General features: G+C 31.7%; 26 protein-coding genes and 1 other RNA gene. 15 read left to right on the top strand and 12 right to left on the bottom strand.

Going from position 1 to position 21,673, the window contains the following annotated elements:
- The first annotated feature begins 52 nt into the window (after positions 1–52).
- The 11 genes from tpiA to SBL15_RS01970 all read left to right on the top strand — a co-directional run bounded on the left by tpiA (position 53) and on the right by SBL15_RS01970 (position 11,661).
- Complete coding sequence (tpiA, locus tag SBL15_RS02020; RefSeq protein WP_011276375.1) at positions 53–814, top strand: triose-phosphate isomerase; 762 nt, start codon at positions 53–55, stop codon at positions 812–814.
- A gap of 2 nt (positions 815–816) precedes the next feature.
- Positions 817–2,334 (top strand): 2,3-bisphosphoglycerate-independent phosphoglycerate mutase, encoded by a 1,518-nt coding sequence (gpmI, locus tag SBL15_RS02015; protein ID WP_317955022.1) that lies wholly within the window; start codon positions 817–819, stop codon positions 2,332–2,334.
- A gap of 154 nt (positions 2,335–2,488) precedes the next feature.
- Positions 2,489–3,793, top strand: coding sequence for a surface-displayed alpha-enolase (eno, locus tag SBL15_RS02010; protein WP_037537260.1), 1,305 nt, complete (start codon positions 2,489–2,491; stop codon positions 3,791–3,793).
- A 265-nt stretch (positions 3,794–4,058) separates the two neighbouring features.
- The gene (locus tag SBL15_RS02005) at positions 4,059–4,529 is read left to right on the top strand and encodes a hypothetical protein (RefSeq protein WP_107611459.1); all 471 of its coding nucleotides are present in this window, start codon (positions 4,059–4,061) and stop codon (positions 4,527–4,529) included.
- Positions 4,530–4,596: 67 nt separating this feature from the next.
- Complete coding sequence (secG, locus tag SBL15_RS02000) at positions 4,597–4,830, top strand: preprotein translocase subunit SecG (RefSeq protein ID WP_011276371.1); 234 nt, start codon at positions 4,597–4,599, stop codon at positions 4,828–4,830.
- Positions 4,831–5,054: 224 nt separating this feature from the next.
- Entirely contained in the window at positions 5,055–5,795 is a 741-nt protein-coding gene (locus tag SBL15_RS01995; RefSeq protein ID WP_037537259.1) for an alpha/beta hydrolase, read from the top strand.
- Between the two features lie 42 nt (positions 5,796–5,837).
- On the top strand, positions 5,838–8,216 hold the full coding sequence (gene rnr / locus SBL15_RS01990; protein WP_317955020.1) for a ribonuclease R: 2,379 nt from the start codon (positions 5,838–5,840) through the stop codon (positions 8,214–8,216).
- 24 nt (positions 8,217–8,240) lie between these two features.
- Positions 8,241–8,711 carry an SsrA-binding protein SmpB gene (smpB, locus tag SBL15_RS01985; protein ID WP_011276368.1) on the top strand — a complete coding sequence of 157 codons (471 nt, stop codon included), beginning with the start codon at positions 8,241–8,243 and terminating at the stop codon, positions 8,709–8,711.
- 206 nt (positions 8,712–8,917) lie between these two features.
- Positions 8,918–9,279, top strand: a transfer-messenger RNA (tmRNA) gene (ssrA, locus tag SBL15_RS01980).
- A gap of 502 nt (positions 9,280–9,781) precedes the next feature.
- Positions 9,782–10,102 carry a hypothetical protein gene (locus tag SBL15_RS01975; protein WP_053019122.1) on the top strand — a complete coding sequence of 107 codons (321 nt, stop codon included), beginning with the start codon at positions 9,782–9,784 and terminating at the stop codon, positions 10,100–10,102.
- Positions 10,103–10,653: 551 nt separating this feature from the next.
- Positions 10,654–11,661: a hypothetical protein gene (locus tag SBL15_RS01970; RefSeq protein WP_142400140.1), complete on the top strand. Its 1,008-nt coding sequence runs from the start codon at positions 10,654–10,656 to the stop codon at positions 11,659–11,661.
- Positions 11,662–12,477: 816 nt separating this feature from the next.
- Here the strand turns inward: SBL15_RS01970 and SBL15_RS01965 are convergent.
- The 5 genes from SBL15_RS01965 to SBL15_RS01945 all read right to left on the bottom strand — a co-directional run bounded on the left by SBL15_RS01965 (position 12,478) and on the right by SBL15_RS01945 (position 15,104).
- Positions 12,478–12,654: a hypothetical protein gene (locus tag SBL15_RS01965; RefSeq protein WP_011276336.1), complete on the bottom strand. Its 177-nt coding sequence runs from the start codon at positions 12,652–12,654 to the stop codon at positions 12,478–12,480.
- Positions 12,655–12,851: 197 nt separating this feature from the next.
- Positions 12,852–13,583, bottom strand: coding sequence for a hypothetical protein (locus SBL15_RS01960; protein WP_107611454.1), 732 nt, complete (start codon positions 13,581–13,583; stop codon positions 12,852–12,854).
- A 127-nt stretch (positions 13,584–13,710) separates the two neighbouring features.
- Positions 13,711–13,935, bottom strand: coding sequence for a hypothetical protein (locus SBL15_RS01955; RefSeq protein WP_107611453.1), 225 nt, complete (start codon positions 13,933–13,935; stop codon positions 13,711–13,713).
- A 59-nt stretch (positions 13,936–13,994) separates the two neighbouring features.
- Complete coding sequence (locus SBL15_RS01950; protein ID WP_011276333.1) at positions 13,995–14,282, bottom strand: hypothetical protein; 288 nt, start codon at positions 14,280–14,282, stop codon at positions 13,995–13,997.
- 75 nt (positions 14,283–14,357) lie between these two features.
- The gene (locus SBL15_RS01945; protein ID WP_053019110.1) at positions 14,358–15,104 is read right to left on the bottom strand and encodes a poly-gamma-glutamate hydrolase family protein; all 747 of its coding nucleotides are present in this window, start codon (positions 15,102–15,104) and stop codon (positions 14,358–14,360) included.
- A 136-nt stretch (positions 15,105–15,240) separates the two neighbouring features.
- Between SBL15_RS01945 and SBL15_RS01940 the strand changes: the two genes are divergently transcribed.
- On the top strand, positions 15,241–15,849 hold the full coding sequence (locus tag SBL15_RS01940) for a GNAT family N-acetyltransferase (RefSeq protein WP_107611452.1): 609 nt from the start codon (positions 15,241–15,243) through the stop codon (positions 15,847–15,849).
- Positions 15,850–15,917: 68 nt separating this feature from the next.
- On the opposite strand, the gene SBL15_RS01935 is transcribed toward SBL15_RS01940, so the two are convergent.
- The gene (locus SBL15_RS01935) at positions 15,918–16,673 is read right to left on the bottom strand and encodes a hypothetical protein (protein WP_411861516.1); all 756 of its coding nucleotides are present in this window, start codon (positions 16,671–16,673) and stop codon (positions 15,918–15,920) included.
- A 160-nt stretch (positions 16,674–16,833) separates the two neighbouring features.
- Here SBL15_RS01935 and SBL15_RS01930 point away from each other — a divergent pair, with 160 nt between their 5' ends.
- Positions 16,834–17,070, top strand: a complete 237-nt coding sequence (locus SBL15_RS01930) for a hypothetical protein (protein ID WP_016931008.1) — start codon at positions 16,834–16,836, stop codon at positions 17,068–17,070.
- A 47-nt stretch (positions 17,071–17,117) separates the two neighbouring features.
- Here the strand turns inward: SBL15_RS01930 and lnsA are convergent, their stop codons facing one another.
- The 3 genes from lnsA to tsaA all read right to left on the bottom strand — a co-directional run bounded on the left by lnsA (position 17,118) and on the right by tsaA (position 18,285).
- Positions 17,118–17,699: a lipoprotein N-acylation protein LnsA gene (gene lnsA, locus SBL15_RS01925; RefSeq protein ID WP_011276327.1), complete on the bottom strand. Its 582-nt coding sequence runs from the start codon at positions 17,697–17,699 to the stop codon at positions 17,118–17,120.
- Between the two features lie 117 nt (positions 17,700–17,816).
- Entirely contained in the window at positions 17,817–18,005 is a 189-nt protein-coding gene (gene tsaT / locus SBL15_RS01920; RefSeq protein WP_011276326.1) for a type II toxin-antitoxin system toxin TsaT, read from the bottom strand.
- Between the two features lie 22 nt (positions 18,006–18,027).
- A complete protein-coding gene (gene tsaA / locus SBL15_RS01915; protein ID WP_037537251.1) occupies positions 18,028–18,285 on the bottom strand; it encodes a type II toxin-antitoxin system antitoxin TsaA in 258 nt (85 codons plus the stop codon).
- A 550-nt stretch (positions 18,286–18,835) separates the two neighbouring features.
- Between tsaA and SBL15_RS01910 the strand changes: the two genes are divergently transcribed.
- A complete protein-coding gene (locus tag SBL15_RS01910) occupies positions 18,836–19,039 on the top strand; it encodes a sterile alpha motif-like domain-containing protein (RefSeq protein WP_033079647.1) in 204 nt (67 codons plus the stop codon).
- Here the strand turns inward: SBL15_RS01910 and SBL15_RS01905 are convergent.
- A complete protein-coding gene (locus SBL15_RS01905; RefSeq protein WP_011276324.1) occupies positions 19,031–19,273 on the bottom strand; it encodes a hypothetical protein in 243 nt (80 codons plus the stop codon). The two genes, SBL15_RS01910 and SBL15_RS01905, sit on opposite strands and share 9 nt — an antisense overlap.
- A 227-nt stretch (positions 19,274–19,500) precedes the next feature.
- Here SBL15_RS01905 and SBL15_RS01900 point away from each other — a divergent pair, with 227 nt between their 5' ends.
- On the top strand, positions 19,501–20,109 hold the full coding sequence (locus SBL15_RS01900) for a histidine phosphatase family protein (RefSeq protein WP_317955017.1): 609 nt from the start codon (positions 19,501–19,503) through the stop codon (positions 20,107–20,109).
- Positions 20,110–20,296: 187 nt separating this feature from the next.
- Here SBL15_RS01900 and SBL15_RS01895 read toward each other — a convergent pair whose 3' ends face one another.
- Together SBL15_RS01895 and SBL15_RS01890 are read right to left on the bottom strand one after the other, a co-directional pair.
- Entirely contained in the window at positions 20,297–20,914 is a 618-nt protein-coding gene (locus SBL15_RS01895) for a LysE/ArgO family amino acid transporter (RefSeq protein WP_053017929.1), read from the bottom strand.
- A gap of 129 nt (positions 20,915–21,043) precedes the next feature.
- A complete protein-coding gene (locus SBL15_RS01890) occupies positions 21,044–21,535 on the bottom strand; it encodes a GNAT family N-acetyltransferase (RefSeq protein WP_059747626.1) in 492 nt (163 codons plus the stop codon).
- Positions 21,536–21,673: the final 138 nt, after the last annotated feature.

Genomic DNA, 21,673 nt, shown 5'->3' with positions numbered 1-21,673 from the left:
AAAAATTATTTAATGCTAAAATTACAATTTTAAATATATAGGAGTGTAATCAATGAGAAAACCAATCATAGCTGGTAACTGGAAAATGAACAAAACAGTTAAAGAAGCTAAAGACTTCGTTAATAATTTACCAACATTACCTGATGAAAAAGAAGTTGAATCAGTAATTTGTGCACCAACAATTCAATTAGATGCATTAATTTCATTAGTGAATGATGGCAAAGCAAAAGGATTAAAAATTGGTGCTCAAAACACTTATTTTGAAGATAATGGTGCATTCACAGGAGAAACTTCTCCAGTGGCATTAGCTGACTTAGGTGTTAAATACGTAGTTATTGGACACTCAGAACGTCGTGAATTATTCCATGAAACAGATGAAGATGTGAATAAAAAAGCACATGCGGTATTTAATCATGGCATGACACCAATTATTTGTGTTGGTGAAACTGATGAAGAACGCGAAAATGGCAAAGCTAATGAAATCGTTAGCAATCAAGTTGAAAAAGCATTAGAAGGTTTATCAGAAGAGCAACTTAAAGAAGTTGTTATTGCATACGAACCAATTTGGGCAATCGGTACTGGTAAATCAGCTACTTCTGATGATGCTAATGAAATGTGTGCTCACGTGCGTAAAACAGTAGCGAAAGTGGCTAGTCAAGATGTTGCTGATGCAACACGTATTCAATACGGTGGTAGTGTTAAACCTAACAACGTTAAAGAATACATGGCTCAATCTGACATTGATGGTGCATTAGTAGGTGGCGCATCATTAAAAGTTGAAGATTTCGTACAATTGTTAGAAGGTGCAAAATAATTATGGCTAAACAACCGACAGCTTTAATCATTTTAGATGGTTTCGCTAATCGTGAAAGTGAACATGGTAATGCTGTAAAACAAGCGCATAAACCAAATTTTGACCGCTATTACAGCAAATACCCAACTACACAAATTGAAGCAAGTGGTTTAGACGTAGGTCTTCCAGAAGGCCAAATGGGTAACTCAGAAGTTGGTCATATGAACATTGGTGCAGGACGTATTGTTTACCAAAGTTTGACTCGTATTAATAAATCAATCGCAGATGGCGATTTCTTTGAAAATGATGTGTTAAATAACGCCGTGCAACATGTTAATGAGCATGATTCTGCATTACATGTCTTTGGATTACTATCTGATGGTGGTGTACACAGTCATTACCAACATTTATTTGCATTGTTAGAACTTGCTAAACAAAAAGGTTTAGATAAAGTTTATGTACATGCATTCTTAGACGGTCGTGACGTAGACCAAAAATCAGCACTAAAATACATTGAAGACACAGAAGCTAAATTTAAATCATTAGGTGTAGGAGAGTTCGCATCTATTTCTGGCCGTTATTACGCTATGGACCGTGATAAACGTTGGGATCGTGAACAAAAAGCATATAATGCTATCCGTAACTTTGAAGGGCCTACTTATGCTTCAGCAAAAGAAGGCGTTGAAGCTAACTACGCTAATGATTTAACAGATGAATTTGTTGAGCCATTTATTGTTGAAGGTCAAAATAATGGTATCAATGATGGAGATGCAGTTATCTTCTTCAACTTCCGCCCTGATAGAGCAGCTCAGTTGTCAGAAGTATTTACTAATAAAGCATTTGATGGCTTTAAAGTAGAACAAGTTAAAGATTTATTCTACGTAACATTTACTAAATATAATGACAATATAGATGCTGAAGTTGTCTTCGAGAAAGTGGATTTAACAAATACAATTGGTGAAGTTGCTCAAAATAATAACTTAAAACAATTACGTATTGCTGAAACTGAAAAATATCCACACGTAACGTACTTCATGAGTGGTGGACGTAATGAAGAATTTGAAGGTGAGCGTCGCCGTTTAATCGATTCACCAAAAGTAGCGACTTACGATTTAAAACCAGAAATGAGTGCGTATGAAGTTAAAGATGCGTTATTAGAAGAGTTAGATAAAGGTGATTTAGATTTAATTATCTTAAACTTTGCTAACCCTGATATGGTTGGACATAGTGGTATGTTAGAACCAACTATCAAAGCAATTGAAGCAGTGGATGAATGCTTAGGTGAAGTTGTTGATAAAATCTTAGACATGAATGGTTATGCAATTATTACAGGTGACCATGGTAACTCTGACCAAGTATTAACAGATGATGATCAACCAATGACTACTCATACGACTAATCCGGTTCCTGTTATTGTAACTAAAGAAGGCGTTACATTACGTGAAACTGGTCGTCTAGGAGATTTAGCACCAACACTATTAGATTTATTAAATGTAGATCAACCATCAGACATGACTGGTGAATCACTTATTAAACACTAAAAATTAGTCCAGTTATAAATGGTAAGAATATTGTAATCCCTAATACAATATTTGAAACTTTAGGGATTCAGTCCTTATCTGATATAAATATTTTATTTAAAGATTAAATCAAGCTATAATAGCTTTAGAATCTAAATTAAAGGAGATTTTTCACATGCCAATTATTACAGATGTTTATGCTCGCGAAGTCTTAGACTCACGTGGTAACCCAACAGTTGAAGTTGAAGTATTAACTGAAAGCGGTGCTTTCGGTCGTGCATTAGTGCCATCAGGTGCTTCTACAGGTGAACACGAAGCAGTTGAATTACGTGATGGAGATAAATCACGTTATAGCGGTAAAGGTGTTACTAAAGCTGTTGAAAATGTTAACGAAATTATTGCACCAGAAATCGTTGAAGGTGAATTTTCAGTATTAGATCAAGTATCTATTGATAAAATGATGATTCAATTAGACGGTACACCTAACAAAGGTAAATTAGGTGCAAACGCTATTTTAGGTGTATCTATCGCAGTTGCACGTGCAGCAGCAGACTTATTAGGTCAACCTTTATACAAATATTTAGGTGGATTCAACGGTAAACAATTACCAGTTCCTATGATGAACATCGTTAATGGTGGTTCTCACTCAGACGCACCAATCGCATTCCAAGAATTCATGATCTTACCAACAGGTGCAGAATCATTCAAAGAAGCATTACGTTGGGGTGCTGAAATCTTCCATAACTTAAAATCAATCTTAAGTGAACGTGGTTTAGAAACAGCAGTAGGTGACGAAGGTGGTTTCGCTCCTAAATTTGAAGGTACTGAAGATGCTGTAGAAACAATTATTAAAGCTATCGAAAAAGCAGGTTACAAACCTGGCGAAGATGTATTCTTAGGATTCGACTGTGCATCATCTGAATTCTACGAAAATGGTGTATATGATTACACTAAATTCGAAGGTGAACATGGTGCGAAACGTAGCGCAGCTGAACAAGTTGACTACTTAGAAGAATTAATTGGTAAATACCCAATCATCACTATCGAAGATGGTATGGATGAAAATGACTGGGACGGTTGGAAACAATTAACTGATCGTATTGGTGATAAAGTTCAATTAGTAGGTGACGATTTATTCGTAACAAACACTGAAATCCTTTCTAGAGGTATTGAACAAGGTATTGGTAACTCAATCTTAATCAAAGTTAACCAAATTGGTACATTAACTGAAACATTCGATGCAATCGAAATGGCTCAAAAAGCTGGATACACTGCAGTAGTTTCTCACCGTTCAGGTGAAACAGAAGATACTACAATCTCTGATATCGCAGTGGCTACTAATGCTGGTCAAATTAAAACTGGTTCATTATCAAGAACTGACCGTATTGCTAAATACAATCAATTATTACGTATTGAAGATGAATTATTTGAAACTGCTAAATTTGATGGTATCAAATCATTCTACAATTTAGACAAATAAGTCTAATAATTTAACCTATTTAAAACAATAATAGAGTTCACGCTTATGTATTACCTGTCACAGAGTTGAGACTGTGGCAGGTTTTTTCAATTATTAAACAATGTAAGTGATTAACTAATTGTAAAATCATAATGACAAAATCATTAATGTAGCTTTTATCACATATATCTAACCTACTAATGATTCTTAACGAACATGGAACAGATTTAATTTAGGTATACAAACTGATATAATAGCTATGTATATAAAAGAAGGAGAAATAAAGATGGAGAATCAACTTAATCAACCTAGTCAAAGAGAACGCAATGCAGGTAAATTAATAGGCTACAGTTCTTTAATTTTATGTATTTTATTGATCATCCATAACTTTATTGCATTAGATACGTTAACAGCTAAGACACTATTATCACAGGTAGGACAGAAAGCAAGTGATAGTGCAGTAGCTAATATTTTAAATAGCTTTAGATATACTGGCATTATGTATATTTTGGCATATTTAGCAGGTGTCATTGCATTATGGAATCGACATAAATATCTGTGGTGGTTTATGTTTGCAGTCTATGTTTCAAATGTATTATTTACATTAGTAAACGTAACTATGGTTATTAATGCGATAATAACAGCTAAATCAGTGTTGTTTATTATTCCTATTATAATCGTAATTGTGGGCTCTACAGTATTAGCATTATACATGCTAGTTATTTCAATCATCCGTAAGAGTACCTTTAATCGATAGTCATTGATTATAAAGACTAGTATATGATATAATTCGGAACGTATATAATGAATGGAGGACAATTTTCATGCATACACTTTTCATAGTACTATTAATTATTGATTGTATTGCATTAATCACTGTTGTATTACTCCAAGAAGGTAAAAGTAATGGACTTTCAGGTGCTATTAGTGGTGGCGCAGAACAGTTATTTGGTAAACAAAAACAACGTGGCGTCGATTTATTCTTGCATAGATTAACAATTATTTTAGCAGTCATTTTCTTTTTAATAATGATTGGTATCAGTTACTTTGGTTTATAAGGTCCGACGATGTTAATGTCGGGCTTTTTTATTTATAATGAATAGTGACGGACGACGTCATTGATATTTAGTCAGGAGACCTAAGGTCCGATTTAAATAATGTATATTTCCGAGAAAATAAGGGAATATTTAGTTAAATATAATATTAATACGAAGCATTGTATTTGAATTAAAACATATAATGCAAGAATAATTTTGAGATAATGATGGAAGAGGGATTTTAAATGCAAATTAAATTACCACAACCGTTTTTCTTTGAGGAAGGGAAACGAGCAGTCTTACTTCTACATGGATTTACAGGTAATTCATCAGACGTAAGACAATTAGGAAGATTCCTACAGAAGAAAGGTTACACTTCTTATGCGCCTCAATACGAAGGGCATGCTGCACCACCTGAAGAAATTCTAAAATCAAGCCCACATGTGTGGTTTAAAGATGTGCTTGATGGTTATGATTATTTAGTGGACCAAGGCTATGAAGAAATTGCCGTAGCAGGCTTATCTCTCGGTGGTGTATTCGCATTGAAATTGAGCTTAAATCGTCCTGTAAAGGGTATTGTAACTATGTGTGCACCCGCTGAAGGTAAAACGCAAGGTGCGATATACGAAGGCTTTTTAGAATATGCAAGAAACTTCAAAAAATATGAAGGCAAAGATCAAGCAACGATTGATAAAGAAATGGAAGACTTCCATCCTACTGAAACGTTAAAAGAGTTAAGCGAAACATTAAATAACGTTAGAAACGAAATCGATGAAGTGTTAGATCCAATTTTAGTAGTACAAGCTGAAAATGATGAAATGATTAATCCTCAATCAGCAAATTATATATACGAGAATGTCGACTCAGATGAAAAAGACATCAAATGGTATGCAAATTCAGGACATGTCATTACAATCGATAAAGAAAAAGAACAAGTATTTGAAGATGTATACAGTTTCTTAGAATCTTTAGATTGGTCTGAATAATAAATTTAAAAATATTAAACGAAAGAAGAAAGGAGGGGCATGATGAATTTAAAGCAATCCATTGAAGAAATCATAAAGCAACCTGATTACGAACCAATGTCGGTATCTGATTTTCAAGATGCTTTAGGTCTTAATAGTGCCGACTCGTTTAGAGATTTAATAAAGGTGCTAGTAGAACTTGAACAAGCAGGTTTAGTTGAACGAACTAAAACAGATAGATACCATCGCAATCAATCGCATAAAAGTTCAAATTCTAAGTTAATTAAAGGGACGTTAAGTCAAAATAAGAAGGGCTTTGCATTCCTACGTCCTGAACAAGAAGATATGGATGATATCTTTATTCCTCCAACTAAGATTAATCGCGCATTAGATGGTGACACAGTTATTGTAGAAATACAGAAGTCTAAAGGTGAACATAAAGGTAAAATTGAAGGCGAAGTTAAATCAATTGAAAAACATTCAGTAACGCAAGTAGTGGGTACGTATAGTGAAGCGAAACATTTTGGCTTTGTTATCCCAGATGATAAACGCATTATGCAAGACATCTTCATTCCGAAAGGTCAAAGTCTTGGTGCGGTAGATGGTCATAAAGTACTCGTTCAAATTACGAAGTATGCAGATGGTACAGATAATCCTGAAGGACATATATCTGCGATTCTAGGCCATAAAAATGACCCAGGAGTAGATATCTTATCAATCATTTATCAGCACGGTATCGAAATCGAATTCCCTGATAATGTATTGAAAGAAGCCGAAGCGGTTCCTGAAGAGATTAAGCCTGATGAAATTAAAGGTCGTACAGACTTGCGTGACGAGTTAACGATTACCATTGATGGTGCAGACGCAAAAGACTTAGACGATGCTATTAGTGTGAAAAAATTAAAAAATGGTCACACAGAATTAACTGTAAGTATTGCGGATGTCAGTTACTATGTTAAAGAAGACTCAGCACTAGATAAAGAAGCTTACGATAGAGCGACAAGTGTTTATTTAGTAGACCGTGTTATTCCAATGATTCCACACCGTTTGAGTAACGGTATTTGTTCATTGAACCCAGAAGTCGATCGCTTAACACTAAGTTGTCGTATGGAAATCAATGAACGAGGTGTAGTGGTTAATCATGACATTTTTGATAGTGTCATCCATTCTAATTACAGAATGACATATGATGCAGTTAATCAAATTATCACTGAAAAGGACCCTGACGTACGTAAGCAGTATCAAGAAATTACACCAATGCTTGATTTAGCACAAGATTTATCAAATCGTTTAATCCAAATGCGTAAACGTCGTGGTGAAATTGACTTTGACATCAGTGAAGCTAAAGTGTTAGTGAATAACGAAGGCTTACCAACTGATGTGGTTTTACGTGAGCGAGGCGAAGGTGAACGTTTAATTGAATCATTTATGCTAGCTGCTAACGAAACGGTGGCAGAACATTTCAATAAACTTGAAGTTCCTTTCATTTACCGTGTTCACGAACAACCTAAATCAGATCGTTTAAGACAATTCTTCGACTTTATTACAAACTTCGGTATTATGATTAAAGGTACAGGTGAAGATATCCATCCTTCAACATTACAATCTATCCAAGAAGAAGTTGAAGGTCGCTCTGAACAAATGGTTATCTCAACAATGATGTTACGTTCAATGCAACAAGCACATTATGATGATACAAACTTAGGTCATTTCGGTTTATCAGCGGAATACTATACACATTTCACATCACCTATTAGACGTTATCCGGACTTAACAGTTCATCGTTTAATTCGAAAATATCTCATCGATAATTCAATGAATAATAAAGAATTACACAAATGGGAAGATAAATTACCTGAATTAGCTGAGCACACGTCTCAACGTGAACGTCGTGCAATTGAAGCAGAACGAGATACTGATGAATTGAAAAAAGCTGAGTATATGATTCAACACATCGGTGATGAATTTGAAGGTATTGTAAGCTCTGTTGCAAATTTCGGTATGTTTATCGAACTACCTAACACAATTGAAGGTATGGTTCATATTTCAAATATGACAGATGATTATTATCAATTTGATGAACGCCAAATGGCACTTATTGGTGAGCGCCAAGCAAAAGTATTCCGTATAGGCGATCAAGTTACAGTGAAAGTCACACATGTCGATGTAGATGAACGAATGATTGATTTCCAAATTGTTGGTATGCCATTGCCAAAAAATGATCGAAGTCAACGACCATCGAGAGGTAAAACGATTCAAGCTAAAACACGTGGCAAGTCTTTAGATAAATCAAAAGATGATGATCATAAAGGCAAGAAGAAAAAACGTAAGCAACGAAAAGGTAAAAACCAACGTAGTCGTGATAAGCAAGGTAAAACGAATCACAAACCATTCTATAAAGATAAAAGTGTGAAGAAAAAATCACGTCGTAAGAAAAAATAATCAGCAAAGAGGTGACATAGATTAATGGCTAAGAAGAAAACGAAATCACCCGGTACACTAGCTGAAAACCGTAAAGCCAGACATGATTATAATATTGAAGATACAATTGAAGCGGGTATTGCTTTAAAGGGAACAGAGATTAAATCTATTCGTCGTGGAAGTGCCAATTTGAAAGATAGCTATGCGCAAGTTAAACGTGGCGAGATGTTCATTAATAATATGCACATTGCACCTTATGAGGAAGGTAACCGTTTCAATCATGACCCTTTACGTTCTAGAAAGTTATTACTTCATAAGAAGGAAATTATTAAACTTGGGGAACGTACGAGAGAAATTGGCTATTCACTTATTCCATTAAAACTTTATTTAAAACATGGTCAATGTAAAGTCTTATTAGGCGTAGCACGTGGTAAGAAGATACATGATAAACGACAAGCTTTAAAAGATAAAGCAATGAAACGTGATGTTGATCGTGCAATTAAAGACCGTTATTAAGCGTGTTTGTTGCTTAATCGGGTGCTATTTGGTATGATAACTGATGTTGTGAATAAAAAATACGTTAGATAGAAAGTGAAGTAGGATTCTTTCGATTGTGTTATTTCACTTTAGTATGAATGACTAGAACTAAGAATTGCTTATATATATTGCTTTCTTAGTTCAGTCAGTCACTACGTATTGTAATGATTTATAAATTTTGTTATGGGGGCGTTTTTGGATTCGACAGGGGTCCCTCGAGCACATTAAGCGTGTCGGAGGGTTGTCTCCGACATCAACACATTTCAGTAAATATAACTGACAAATCAAACAATAATTTCGCAGTAGCTGCGTAATAGCACTCTGCATCGCCTAACAGCATCTCCTACGTGCTGTTAACGCGATTCAACCCTAGTAGGATATGCTAAACACTGCCGTTTGAAGTCTGTTTAGATGAAATTTAATCAAACTAGCATAATACTGGTTGTCTGTTGCTTACTATTATGCGAAATTTATCAATAGACTACACACGTAGAAAGGTGTGTATCAGGACCTCTGGACGCGGGTTCGAATCCCGCCGTCTCCACTATATAGCCTATAACCCTTGTGGTTATGGGCTTTTTGTTTTTTGGTGCCACAGTATTGCCCCAAAATTGCTATACAAAAATTACGCCCTATAATTAGGACGTAATATTTTTGTATAAAACTATTTCCTTTTTATCTTTGTGAATTTAAGGAATTATATCATAAATTTTCTCATATTCAATATAAGTATCTTCATTTCATTGTATTTAAAATATACTAACTTCTATTTATTCAATAGTGCATTAACGCTAACAAACGTTCTATGTTGCAGTGGGGAATAAGTATGTGTAATTATTGTATGTAACACTTGGTATATAATATATATAGGATGAGTTATATGAGTATAATTACAAGATTGTTAAACAACAGTGATTTTAAAAAATTAGATTAACTATGTAAATTCATTTATCGATGCAGCAAAGAGTGAATGTCATATACATAATATTAATTTAATGATAAGTAGAATGATTACTAAAATGAAAAGATAACTGATAGGATGATGTGAAATGATTGAATATGAATGGTTTCATTTGAAAAGTGAAAATAGATCTGGAAATAAAGTTCTAGATATTTTGCATCCAAACTTTAAAGAGTTTGGAAAATCAGGAGAAGTTTATTATAAAGCTGATATAGATCAAATTCGACTGGATAATGATGACTATAAAATCAGTGACTTTGAAGAATGTTCTTTGTCCGAAGATTGCATATTATGTACATATACTTTGTTTAATAAAACAAATAATACTATAACGAATCGAAGTTCTATTTGGAAATACTATGAAAATGATTGGAAATTATTATTTCATCAAGGAACAGTTAAATATTAACTAAAAGAGAATAATTGTATTAGTTTTTCAATAAATCACAGATTTTGAAAGTGAAATTAAAAGCAAAGAGTGCATAACTTTCTTTTGTTTTCAATTTCAACATTTTAAACTCAACTGATTAGACAATGTAAATGCTGATACGACAATACTCATAGCGATTTGAACTTTGATTAATAAACGCTCTAATGACCTCCCACCGTTTCCACTATGAAGCCTATAACCACAAGGGTTATAGGCTTTTTGATTTTGTATTTAAACTTTTATGGGTTAAAATATATAAATGTTGTATTTATTATATAAAAATATTATAATATAATTAAGTCAACGACCATGCGTGGACTTTGAAAAACATAATCATGTACAGTAGTAGCCGTCTGCTATGAGACTAGGCATTATAATTGAATATCATAGTGTTGATAAAGAGATATGATTAATGAGTGATTAGTCATATCTCTTTTTTACATATGCAAACATACAAATCAAACCATCAAATTAATGTGTAATGAACTAAAGTTAACCTTATAAGTAGAAGAGGTGGTTATTTGAGATATGTGAATAACGAGAAACATAGACATGCTTTAATCAGTCAATTAACTGAGAACCAAAGAGAAATACTGTTTAAGTATTATAAATACAGAAAAAAGAATATATTAATCAATGATATGTATCGCTATTCAGAAGAGTGGGAACTTATCGACTTTAAAGTAAATGAAAATTACCGAACGAGTTGTAATGATAACCCGCTATATTGTGAATGCGGAAAAGAATTAAAGTATCAATATATACTACGATCAAAGTCAAAAGACACAATTGTGAAACTTGGGATTGAACATTTTAAAGAACATAGTGGCATTCCAAATCGTATTGCTTATCAGGTTAGAAAGAATATGTTCTTGTTAGATGATTGGTTGGATGATGTACTCTTAAATCATGAGAAATTTATGAATGATTCAGAGTATCATCGTAAAGTGATAAACATGTATAAAGAGTGGAATACGATCTCTGAGTTAGACGTGGAAGAATTTAACTCGAATTCATCAAAGCCTATTACGAGTAAGAATATTGAATTAATTAATGATTTTAAAAAGTATAGTATGGCTTTGCCCACTAACATCGAACAGAAAGTTTTTGCTTTGATTGATTATTTTCATAGAAAGAAATATCTTGCGTATATAGAAGAACTAGAACGAGAAAGACGCATTCAAAGAGAAAAAGAACAAGAAGCATTGAGAAAAGAGCGAGAGTTAAAGCGACAGCAATTATTAAAAGAGGCTGAAGCACGTAATAGTCAAAAAAGAAAAATTATGGCCAAAGAAAAGACTGATAAGATGTTAATTGCTGAATGCAGAGTGAAAATAACAAAACTATTAGACGTACAAAATGTGATTGATATCACTACAATTTATAATGAATGTAAAATAGAGATAGACGAATTATTAAAATCGCATGTTAATACAAAGATTGTAAATGATATCGTAAATTCTATTAATAGATACACGATGTATACTGTGAAGTTTCAAAACAATAAGCTATTTAAAGCATGGACTAAGCGTTTTTGATAAGCAACATAGTCATATCCAAAATATATTGGATGAGTACAACTAAATTATATCACATTTATTAGTATTGAAATATTTAATAAAAATGTTATAATATAAATATCAACGACAATGCGTGGACGTTATAAACCGAAATACATTGCATAGCTAAGAATAAGTTTTAAATAACTTAGGAAAGAGAGCAAGTAGGACTTGTTCTCTTTTTAGTTAACGGTCGTGCGTGGACTTTAAAACAAGTACATTGATTATCTGATTTGAAATGCAAATTTCAATAAATGTAGACGAAGCGTTAGAACGAAGGGTTCTAACGCTTTTTAAAGATTTTTCAACATAAATAATATGATAATGCTATTTGGAAAATTTACAGTAGCTGTCTGAATTGATGAGACACTTAAATTAAGCTTTTCTCAGTACAGTCGGGCCCCAGCAACGAGAATTTCGAAAAGAAATTCCACAAGCAAAGAAAGCTGGGGTTAAAAAGGATTTAAAATTCTGTACCACGCTTCAATGATGTTACATCCAATTTCGATGTGGTATATATATAGTAAGCAGACTAAAGTCAGCATGATGAATTAAGACAACTCGTTATTAAAGGAGCTGTTGTAATATGGAATTATTAACGAAAGCGATTAGTTTTACGATGTCATCTCTTTCAACATGGCTAGGAAGTAAAGATTTATTAAAAGATGTCGGAAAACTATTTGATAAAGATCGCAATTAAAAGTAAGTCAACGTATCGTTTTAAGCATATGTAAAAAAAAAAAAACAAGCATTTACTGTTTCAATAAATGAAACATGTAAATGCTTGTTTTGCTATTAGTTATCGTTAATTTTTTTACCATCTGTACGATCTGATTCGCCTTTATCTTTATGAGCCTTAGGGTTGTCTTTTTTGTGAGAACTTTTCTTAACATTATCTACTGAATCATCATTGTTACCACATGCCCCTAATAGTAAAAAACTTGAGAGTAGTACAAAAGCTACTTTCTTCATAAGTGTCACCCTTTATTTAATTATATTTAATATCTAATTGATATAAATATTATTACTATAAGTATGTCACACTTTTCTAAAAATTCAACAGTTAATAATATTTGATAATTTAAATAAAAAACACCGGGATAAGTCGAAAAGTTGATTATCCCGGTAAAAGTAATTGAATTAATTAGTTTATATATTGATTACACTAATTAGTTTGCACTATTATTTGATTCATTTGTATTAGTCTCAGTTGTTGCTTCGCCATTGTCAGATTGTTCAGCGGAGCTATTTTCTGAATATGTCTGTGTTTGATTTTCATTAGACTGATTCTCAGTACTTGAACTATCCTCTGTAGAAACATTTCCGTTTGAACCGCTATTATCACCATTGTTATTACTATTTCTATTACTTTGATTATAGTTTTGATTTGTGTCGTTTGCTTGATTCGCATTTTGATTATTATTAGAAGAAGTATTATTTTGATTGTTTACAGTATTATCCTGTGTAGTATCTTGTTGAGTAGAAGGTGCTTCGTTATTTGATTCTTCAGTTGTTGGTTGCTCTTGTTGTGAACTTTGTTGTTCTTGAGTATTTAATTCTTCATTAGTTGATGTTTCTTCAGAACGATTTTGTTCTTCTTGAGTAACATTATTATCATCTTTGTCGTCATCTTTTTTGTCTTTTTTCTTTTTATCTTTAGATGATTTATCCTCTTTAGATTGCTTATCTTTAGATTGAGTTGCTTGATTTTCAGAAGGATTATTACTTTCAATCATTTTATGAATGCCTAAAGCAAGCATACTTAGTAGAATAATCGTAATAGCCATCGCAAAATATTTAAAATAATTCTTATTTTTAAATACTGCCACAATAGCGAACAAGATTAATATAATCGCAATAATTAGTAATACCGTGCCTGTATAGAACAACAGTTTCTCCATACGCTACCTCCATTAAATTTACATCATTAATTGTATTGTACTACACATATAATATAATACATATTACCTTGTAATTAACATCTAATTACTATTTAAAAACAGTTGTGTAAACGTATAATTGATTAAGCTATTTCACCTTATCGAAAATGTTAATTTCTTTATGCTCTTTACTTACAGATACATATAAGTTTTCATCGTTAAGTTGTACTTCGTTTGATGTTTGATTTAAGTTGATTTCAGCTAATATTTTGAAAGATCCATTATGATAAGGTTCAACAATAGATATTTCATTCGCATGTTCTTGAATCATCAAATGTCTGTGGGATTGGTTATTTATTTTCCAGTTAGTCATATATTCACCTTTTCCATAAAATAAAACTACGCTAGCAATAGTCTAACGTAGTTGATTAATTATTTAAAACTTTGCTCTATTTCGGTAAAAGCTTTGTTAGTAACGGTAATGTCATCAATTCTATCTGCTGTAAGTTGTCCTTCAAGATAACCATGATCGATTAGAACTTTACAATTCTCTAAAAAATCATCGTATTCACGATCACAGAAATAATCATCTTGTGCTTTTATACTATCTCCAAAATAATTCGCTTCACTTTCAGATTGCCCTTCATTAGAACGTTCCATGTATAATTTATAAAATTTAGCTATCGTATATTTTTGTTCTTGCGTTAATGAATCTAACATGACATGTTCCCCCTCACTATAATACGTTATACCCAAATTAAATATGATTGAAAACGTAGCGTAGGGGTTAATAAACTACTGTGCATCTTCAATGCCTTTATTAACTGCTTTAGCGAATTTGTAAAATGTATGTGTGTAATTGTCTGGGTTCTTTCTTGTATTTTGATCTAATTGTTTATCCTTAAAGAATAATGCTCTTTGCCCAGTAGTTAATTCAAGTTGAACGCCTGAGTCATTATCACTTCTATTAATAATATTAGATGATGATGTTGCTTCAATACCTTTAGGACTCTTTTGAACGGTGAAGCCTTTATTTTTTAATGATTTAGTTATTGATTTCGCTAATTTTTTATCTTTACCGCCAACGTAAACAATAGGGTCTTCACCTGAATAGCCATGAATAGATATTGTCTCATCTGAGTGGTCTAACATTTTTAATAGCGTCGGTTCATCAAACACAGTTGAGGTGATATGCAAGCGTTCGTTATGCTTTGGCATTAATCCTTCGAATGTGTAAAAATCATATTCACCTATATTGGCCACACGACGTGCAAGTTCAGTTGTACCTGGTTCAATACCTCCGCCATGTATTGCTGTGACAAGAATGTGATTATCTTTACGATTTTTCGTTTTAATACGCCAATCTTTACCTTCTGTTGTGTTTTCTTTTAGCTCTTCGAAATTTGAATAATAATCTAATGAACGATTTTGTTTATCTTCACGCGTTTTATAAAGTATAAATGCAATAACTATAATAGTAATAATTAAGACAGAAATAAAAATATAATATAATTTAGAATACCAGTTTTTTCTTTTTCTCATATGACCTTCCTTTATATTGATTGTAATAATAAAAATGTGTAATTTAACTTTTATATTATAAATTATATTACTGATAAGCTCAAATATTGTTTAATTTAGAAAAATAAGTAAATAATTGAAATAAGGAGGAATGAAAGTGACGAAAATAACAATTCAATCAGCGAAGCCTCACCATAATGAAGGGGGTCAGTTAATTTACTCGGCAATAGATGACATGGCTAAAATTATATTAGGTAAGTCAAGTGATAATGAAATTATTGATGACTTACAACAACTTTGGAAAAATCGTGCGAATCGCTTTAGTCATGATATGTCATTTGTAGCTCATGAAGATAATCAAGTGCTTGGGGCTATAACGTGCAATCCTTTAAAAAAGATTGATAGAGCGATGACGCCAACAGTACTTCAAATTATTTCAATGAATAAGTTGAAACCTTTCTTATCAATCATCTCACATCCGAAATCCTTTTATTCACTTGTAACGATGGACGAGGGTAATGAAGATGAATACCATATTAGTATGCTAGCGACTATGCCTAATGCAAGGGGAAAAGGAGTAGGGCAACAATTATTAAATTTTGCTGAACAAAAAGCTAAAGAATCAGGCTTCAGTAAACTTTCTTTAACAGTAGTACAAGATAATGATCCAGCATTGAAACTATATCAAAAAATGGGATTTGAAATTGTTGGAGAAATTAATAAGAAACCGTACTATCTATATCAAATGAGAAAAGAAGTAAAATAGAGAGATACATAGTCACATCACATATTTAACATGTGATAGCTTGCCTCTCTCTAAGTCCATGAACTTTATTAATTATTCTTATATTTATCGTATTTACCGTTAGCTATATCTTGTTCTCGTTGTTGTATTGTTTGATAAACTTCTTCAGCATCATCACCATCATAATAGCCTTGTTCAATTGCATGCTTAGTTTGAATCTCTCCAGAAGATAAACCGCCGTTATATTTTTTTCTCAAAGCATCTACGTATTCATCCTCATTAGTTGCAGCGTTGATTTCTGCATTTGGATCGTCTGTGTTTTCTTCTTCTGAAGACTGGTTAGACTGATCATAAACAGATTTTTCTTGACCACTTTCCACGCGTAGTGAACTTGCATAAGCTTCACTTGCAGGGCCTTCCATTACATTACCTTGTGGAATAACACCATTTGCAACTGCGCTATTATAGGCAGCAATTTTATCTATTTCAGAGTAATTGTTACTGTTTATAACTGCTTCTAATGTGGCGCGGTCAGTTATATTGTGAATATCGATTTGCTTTGCATTCTGAGAAGACGAGTTAGAAGTAGATTGCTGTTCGTTGGAAGAACTGTCTTCATTGCTTTGATCAGTAGATTCATCATCGCTTTCAGCATCATTTTTTGATGAATTAGAATCAGAATGTTGTTCATTTTTCTTTTTAGTATCATCATTCTCTTTTTTATTCTGTGAGGAAGATTTAGATTTAGAATGATCTTCTTCCTTATCTTCATTCGAAAAACTACAACCAGTTAATATAAAAAGACCTAATAATAATGTAAATAAAACTTTTTTCAATATAGTCACTCCTAAATTTAATATAATATTATTTTATAATGAAATGACTAGTAAATGTTTTAAATTTTTGAAAATATTTTAAAAGATATATTTACATAAATTATACGGTAATTTCATTGTTATTTTACAAAATTATGGTAAATATGAAGTGAATAGGATGTGAGATAACATGGATAAAAAATTATTAAAAAAGTATTTTGATAATAATGATTTTAAAGCAATTGCGATTGTAGTGGGTTCTAAAAAAATGGTATTAGAAAATGATATTCATCTAGATTATGAAAATGAAATTATTATCTATCCTTTAAAAAATTGTACGCGTATTATCCCGTTTAGCTCTATTTCTTATATTGATTTATTAGAAGAAAATGAGCATTTCATAAATTATTTCAAGGAAACTGTCTAACGAAAAAAGAGTAGCTATTTCAAAGCTACTCTTTTTACTATGGATATTCAGTATTGTTTAACTAATTTGAGTTGATAATCTTTCGTGAAATTATCTACAAGCGCGTATGGAGAAATGATGAGTAAACCATGTTCGTTAATTGAATTTTTACTTACGCCATATTTATAAGCTTGATAAATAATCTTAGTACAGTATGTAAATCTTTCACTTTTAAGATTTAAAGTGACTAGATATGTCTTATCTGTATCTTTATAGTGTTCTTCAGCCCATTTAGCTGCTCTCTCTCCAGCTCCAGGCATAGAACAACGGTAGATTTTAATCCAATCATCTTTGCCTTCACCAAATCGTTGTTTGAAAGAATGGAATGACTCTGTAATGGGTTTGTCTCCAGGGCCTTCTATTTGTAAAACGGTATCGTGATCAAGTGCGATACTAGAATGACCAAAGAAACCAAATAAAACTGGGCCCTTAGTGAGTATAATATCACCTGGCTGTAAATCAAAATCATCTTCAGTTGGTGAGAGTGCATTAGAGTTACTCGTATAAGCTAATAAGTGTGTTGGAAAAGTTATAAGAATTATCAGTGTAACAAAGAATATTTTTATAAATGGAGAAATTGAATATTTCACTTTGATACTCCTTAGAAATTAACAAATCATATTTGATGAGTTATTAATGAATATTACATATAGATATAAATAAAAAAGAACAAAAATAACAATGTCATTTTGTTCTTTAATTCTACGCTATAATATACCAAATATGAATACGTAGATGAGTAAAGCAAATCCAAAAATATAAAATATTACGGTAAAACCTAAATATGATTCTTTACGTTCTTCTTTTTTAGATTTAAGTAATAAGCCCAATATAATTGAGGCTGCTATTACAAAAATGATACCAAGCCATAACAATATAGTTAAATGCAAACTCATGCGTAAGCCTCCTAAATTTATATTAAAAGAATGTATATACCATAGGATAAATGTAGTATAAAAGCATAACAATATTGATTAGAAAAATAACTTCGCTAACCAGGTTCTTGCAAATGAGCGCAGTACTTAAGCTTAGTACAATTGTAATACCACTAATTGTAAGTCCTGGAATTAGCCAGAAGAAATCATCTAAGCCTGCATTGTAAGTGACAATGATATTGAAACCCAAAAATAATAACGTAATAAAAATATTTATCCAAAAAATTTTATTATTATTCATGGGTGTCACCTCTTATTAAATAGTTAAACTTTATATAATCATATCATTTATTGTATACCGGTAAAACGAGTTAATCAAAGTAATTGTATGTTTTTATCTTAATATTAGAATTTGTCAAAAATTTAGTTGCTAATATTGTAAAAGTGAGCAATAATATATATCAAACTTATATTTAATCTTCTTTATATACAAAAATGCCAACCGACTTAATGAAGCGGTTGACACAACATCCCTTATAACTTTTGATAAATGTTTTAATATTTATATTCATTTTTGCGTGAAGCTACATAACTAAATAAATGAACTTCGATTTCTTCATCATATTGTAACAATTACGACAAGTTACTATCTTAATAAATAACAAATTAAGTGATTAATTATTGGGTAAATGATTTAATAATCTTAAACAGTATATTTAATGCAATGAGTTATATACTAGAAATAAGCAAAAGTTGCTAATTACATGTTAAAGTTGAGTTATCTTATATGTTTAGAAAATATTAATAATGAAATATTTTAAGAGAGATTAATTAAACTGAGGAGGGGAACTATGACATTCTATGATTTTATAATTGGATTTATAAACGATGATACACCTCTAGGAAGTTTAGCTCAATATATCGAAAACGACTGTGAGTTTCCAAAACACGAACGAAATAACAAAGCTATTAGATCGTATGTTATGTCTAACTACGTCGATCATCAACTTATTGAAAGTACTAATAGAGCAATAAGTCTTTATAAATTAATTTGAGTGAGCGTAATACCAATTTTGGGTGTTTAGCGCATTCCACACATCTTTAGTTTTAAAGTTAATTTCATTATCTTTTATTGAAAAAGGCTCAATAATATTTCTGTCCATCCAAGAATTAATTAATTCTTTTGGAACACCATCTAATAACATATCTGTTTTACTTATGATTAAACATTCCCAATCTAACGAGAGCTTATTTGGATTAACATAATTATATTGATTATGGTCGCTCATGAAAGACACTCCTTTTAGAATTGTGAATCTTATAATAATTTATACCCACCATGACGGGACTCAAACCACTTTATAAATTTTTTCTATGTTCTTGTTTTTGAAAATTAAAAAATTAATGTATACTATTACTCGAAAATACAATTGTACTTAGGAACGGTTAATAACAAATAAACGCGTTCAATTAATGTCAGTAATTTGAAACAAAAACTAAGTTTGAGGTGTATACAATGTCAAAAACACTTTATTTAATGAGACATGGACAAACAATGTTTAATTTACGAGGTAAGGTGCAGGGGGCAAGTGACTCTCCTTTAACAAGTTTAGGAATCTCTCAAGCCAAACAAGCTGGTCAATATTTTAACGAACATAATATTTCTTTTGGAAATTTATATTCATCTAGCTCTGAACGCGCATGTGATACATTGGAATGCGTCGCACCAAACCAAGATTATAACCGTTTAAAGGGACTCAAAGAATGGCATTTAGGTATTTTAGAAGGCGAAAGTAATGATTTATTAAACGCAAATTATGATATTACAGATGCTTTTGGGGATCGTTTAGTAGTGTTTGGCGGAGAGTCTAAAAATGAAGTGGAAGACCGTTTTATAGGTACTTTAACTGAAATAATGCGCACATCAGATAGTGATTCGAATTTAGTTGTAAGTCATGGAACTACGATTGACGTATTTTTGAGAAAAGTTATTGGAGATACAGAAGCAATTAATTACTTTATTGGCAATTGTCATATTCTAAAATTTGAATATAGAAATTATGAATTTCAGTTTATTGAAAAGATTGATCCAGAAAACGGTGAAATTACTAAACATGAAAATTAAAATATAGCAAATATAGATAGGCACAAGTCAAAAAATAAAATATTAACTCAACATTCTCTACAAGGTCAATTACTTGTAGAGATTTTTTGCTTTTTAAATCTTCAAAACAGAAATGGCTAGAACCTAAAAACACTTATGATAAGTTATTTTAAGTTCTAGCCTACTGCTATATTTAAGAAAAGCATTTTTAAAATATGAGTTGATAAATTTTTTGAAGTATCATTAATGCAACGATTAAGATAATAATACTTGAAATCTTATTTAGTAAGATCAATAGGCGACCTGATTTATCAAAATGACCTACAGTACGACCAGCAATAGCTAGAAATATAAACCATAGCCATGAAACGCTAATTGTCGCAATAGTAAATGCTATCTTTACAGAGCCATCATAGGCAGAAGCGCTTGTACCTATTACGCCAATGGTATCCATAATTGCATGAGGATTAAGTAATGAAACAGAGAGTGCGAAGCTTATTTGCTTTGCAGGTGAGATGCCACCTTGTTCATCAATATCACTACTTTGTTCATGCCACAATGTCCACGCCATATAAAGTAGAAATACTAATCCTATTATGTAAACAATCATTTGAAGTATTGGAAATGACATAAGTATAAGGGACACGCCAACCACTGCTAGTATGATGAGTAAAGAATCACATAAACCAGCTGTAATAACAGCAGGAAGTGCACGCCTAAATTTCGTTTGATTAGCGCCTTGGTTAAAAACAAATATGTTTTGAGCGCCTAATGGTAGTATTAAGCCTATAGCTAACAATACTCCATGTAAAATAGCTTGTAACAATATAATCCCCCTAGACTTATGAATTTTTAAATTTTATAAAATCTGAAAATTTAGAATATATCAATTATTATAAAGGTCATAAATTAAATGTCTAGAGAAAAATTTTTAAAAGTATAGTTAAAATAGGGGTTAAACAATATCATATAATAGCCAATGAACATCAAAATATTCGTCACCAATTTTTGAAGACTTCGATTCTAGACCCAAAGTTTCAAATCCCATAGATGAGAAAAAGATTTTGCCACTAATGTTATTAGAAGTTACACAAGTCATCAATTTTTCAATGTTGCGAGATTTAGCGTGATCTATAGCAAATTGCATTAAATTTACAATCGTACTTTCATCTTTTTTATCAAGTAAGAATAAATTCTCTATCATAGCTTTGTGAGAACTTCCAACTTGCTTTAATTGACGTAAAGTAACACATGCTACAAGTTCATCATCTTTAAAAGCACCGATAATATTACAAAATTCATCATCATCGGATAGCATTTGTTTAAGATCTTCGTTTGAAAGATTTTCTAAATAGACTTTGTCCCACGAATAAGTGTGTGTGTTGCTGGATAATAATTGAGTATAATGATCTAAATCATCATGCTTTAGTATACGAATATTTGTCATCATGTCCTCCTATACCTGTCATAGAATAACGTTTTTAAAATTTTATTAATTATATAAATAATAGGGTGAACTCAAAAGATTGAAGTAAAAATAATTTTATAAAAACTATTTGAGTTTTAATATGTATAAATGATTTAT

Source organism: Staphylococcus sp. NWU MKU2, from assembly GCF_033283605.1.
Lineage (GTDB): Bacteria > Bacillota > Bacilli > Staphylococcales > Staphylococcaceae > Staphylococcus > Staphylococcus haemolyticus.
The sequence above is the reverse complement of the archived record's forward strand: the minus strand, read 5'-3'. Positions and strand labels throughout refer to the sequence as shown.

Coding starts and splice junctions, on each gene's coding strand:
- tpiA (WP_011276375.1), top strand. CDS start 53: ATGAGAAAACCAATCATAGCTGGTAACTGGAAAATGAACAAAACAGTT.
- tsaA (WP_037537251.1), bottom strand. CDS start 18,285: ATGAATAATAATAAAATTTTTTGGATAAATATTTTTATTACGTTATTA.
- gpmI (WP_317955022.1), top strand. CDS start 817: ATGGCTAAACAACCGACAGCTTTAATCATTTTAGATGGTTTCGCTAAT.
- SBL15_RS01950 (WP_011276333.1), bottom strand. CDS start 14,282: ATGTTAGATTCATTAACGCAAGAACAAAAATATACGATAGCTAAATTT.
- SBL15_RS01975 (WP_053019122.1), top strand. CDS start 9,782: ATGATTGAATATGAATGGTTTCATTTGAAAAGTGAAAATAGATCTGGA.
- SBL15_RS01945 (WP_053019110.1), bottom strand. CDS start 15,104: ATGAGAAAAAGAAAAAACTGGTATTCTAAATTATATTATATTTTTATT.
- SBL15_RS01900 (WP_317955017.1), top strand. CDS start 19,501: ATGTCAAAAACACTTTATTTAATGAGACATGGACAAACAATGTTTAAT.
- SBL15_RS01995 (WP_037537259.1), top strand. CDS start 5,055: ATGCAAATTAAATTACCACAACCGTTTTTCTTTGAGGAAGGGAAACGA.
- SBL15_RS01905 (WP_011276324.1), bottom strand. CDS start 19,273: ATGAGCGACCATAATCAATATAATTATGTTAATCCAAATAAGCTCTCG.
- tsaT (WP_011276326.1), bottom strand. CDS start 18,005: ATGAGTTTGCATTTAACTATATTGTTATGGCTTGGTATCATTTTTGTA.
- SBL15_RS01965 (WP_011276336.1), bottom strand. CDS start 12,654: ATGAAGAAAGTAGCTTTTGTACTACTCTCAAGTTTTTTACTATTAGGG.
- SBL15_RS01930 (WP_016931008.1), top strand. CDS start 16,834: ATGGATAAAAAATTATTAAAAAAGTATTTTGATAATAATGATTTTAAA.
- SBL15_RS01890 (WP_059747626.1), bottom strand. CDS start 21,535: ATGACAAATATTCGTATACTAAAGCATGATGATTTAGATCATTATACT.
- secG (WP_011276371.1), top strand. CDS start 4,597: ATGCATACACTTTTCATAGTACTATTAATTATTGATTGTATTGCATTA.
- eno (WP_037537260.1), top strand. CDS start 2,489: ATGCCAATTATTACAGATGTTTATGCTCGCGAAGTCTTAGACTCACGT.
- SBL15_RS02005 (WP_107611459.1), top strand. CDS start 4,059: ATGGAGAATCAACTTAATCAACCTAGTCAAAGAGAACGCAATGCAGGT.
- SBL15_RS01960 (WP_107611454.1), bottom strand. CDS start 13,583: ATGGAGAAACTGTTGTTCTATACAGGCACGGTATTACTAATTATTGCG.
- rnr (WP_317955020.1), top strand. CDS start 5,838: ATGAATTTAAAGCAATCCATTGAAGAAATCATAAAGCAACCTGATTAC.
- SBL15_RS01910 (WP_033079647.1), top strand. CDS start 18,836: ATGACATTCTATGATTTTATAATTGGATTTATAAACGATGATACACCT.
- SBL15_RS01955 (WP_107611453.1), bottom strand. CDS start 13,935: ATGACTAACTGGAAAATAAATAACCAATCCCACAGACATTTGATGATT.
- smpB (WP_011276368.1), top strand. CDS start 8,241: ATGGCTAAGAAGAAAACGAAATCACCCGGTACACTAGCTGAAAACCGT.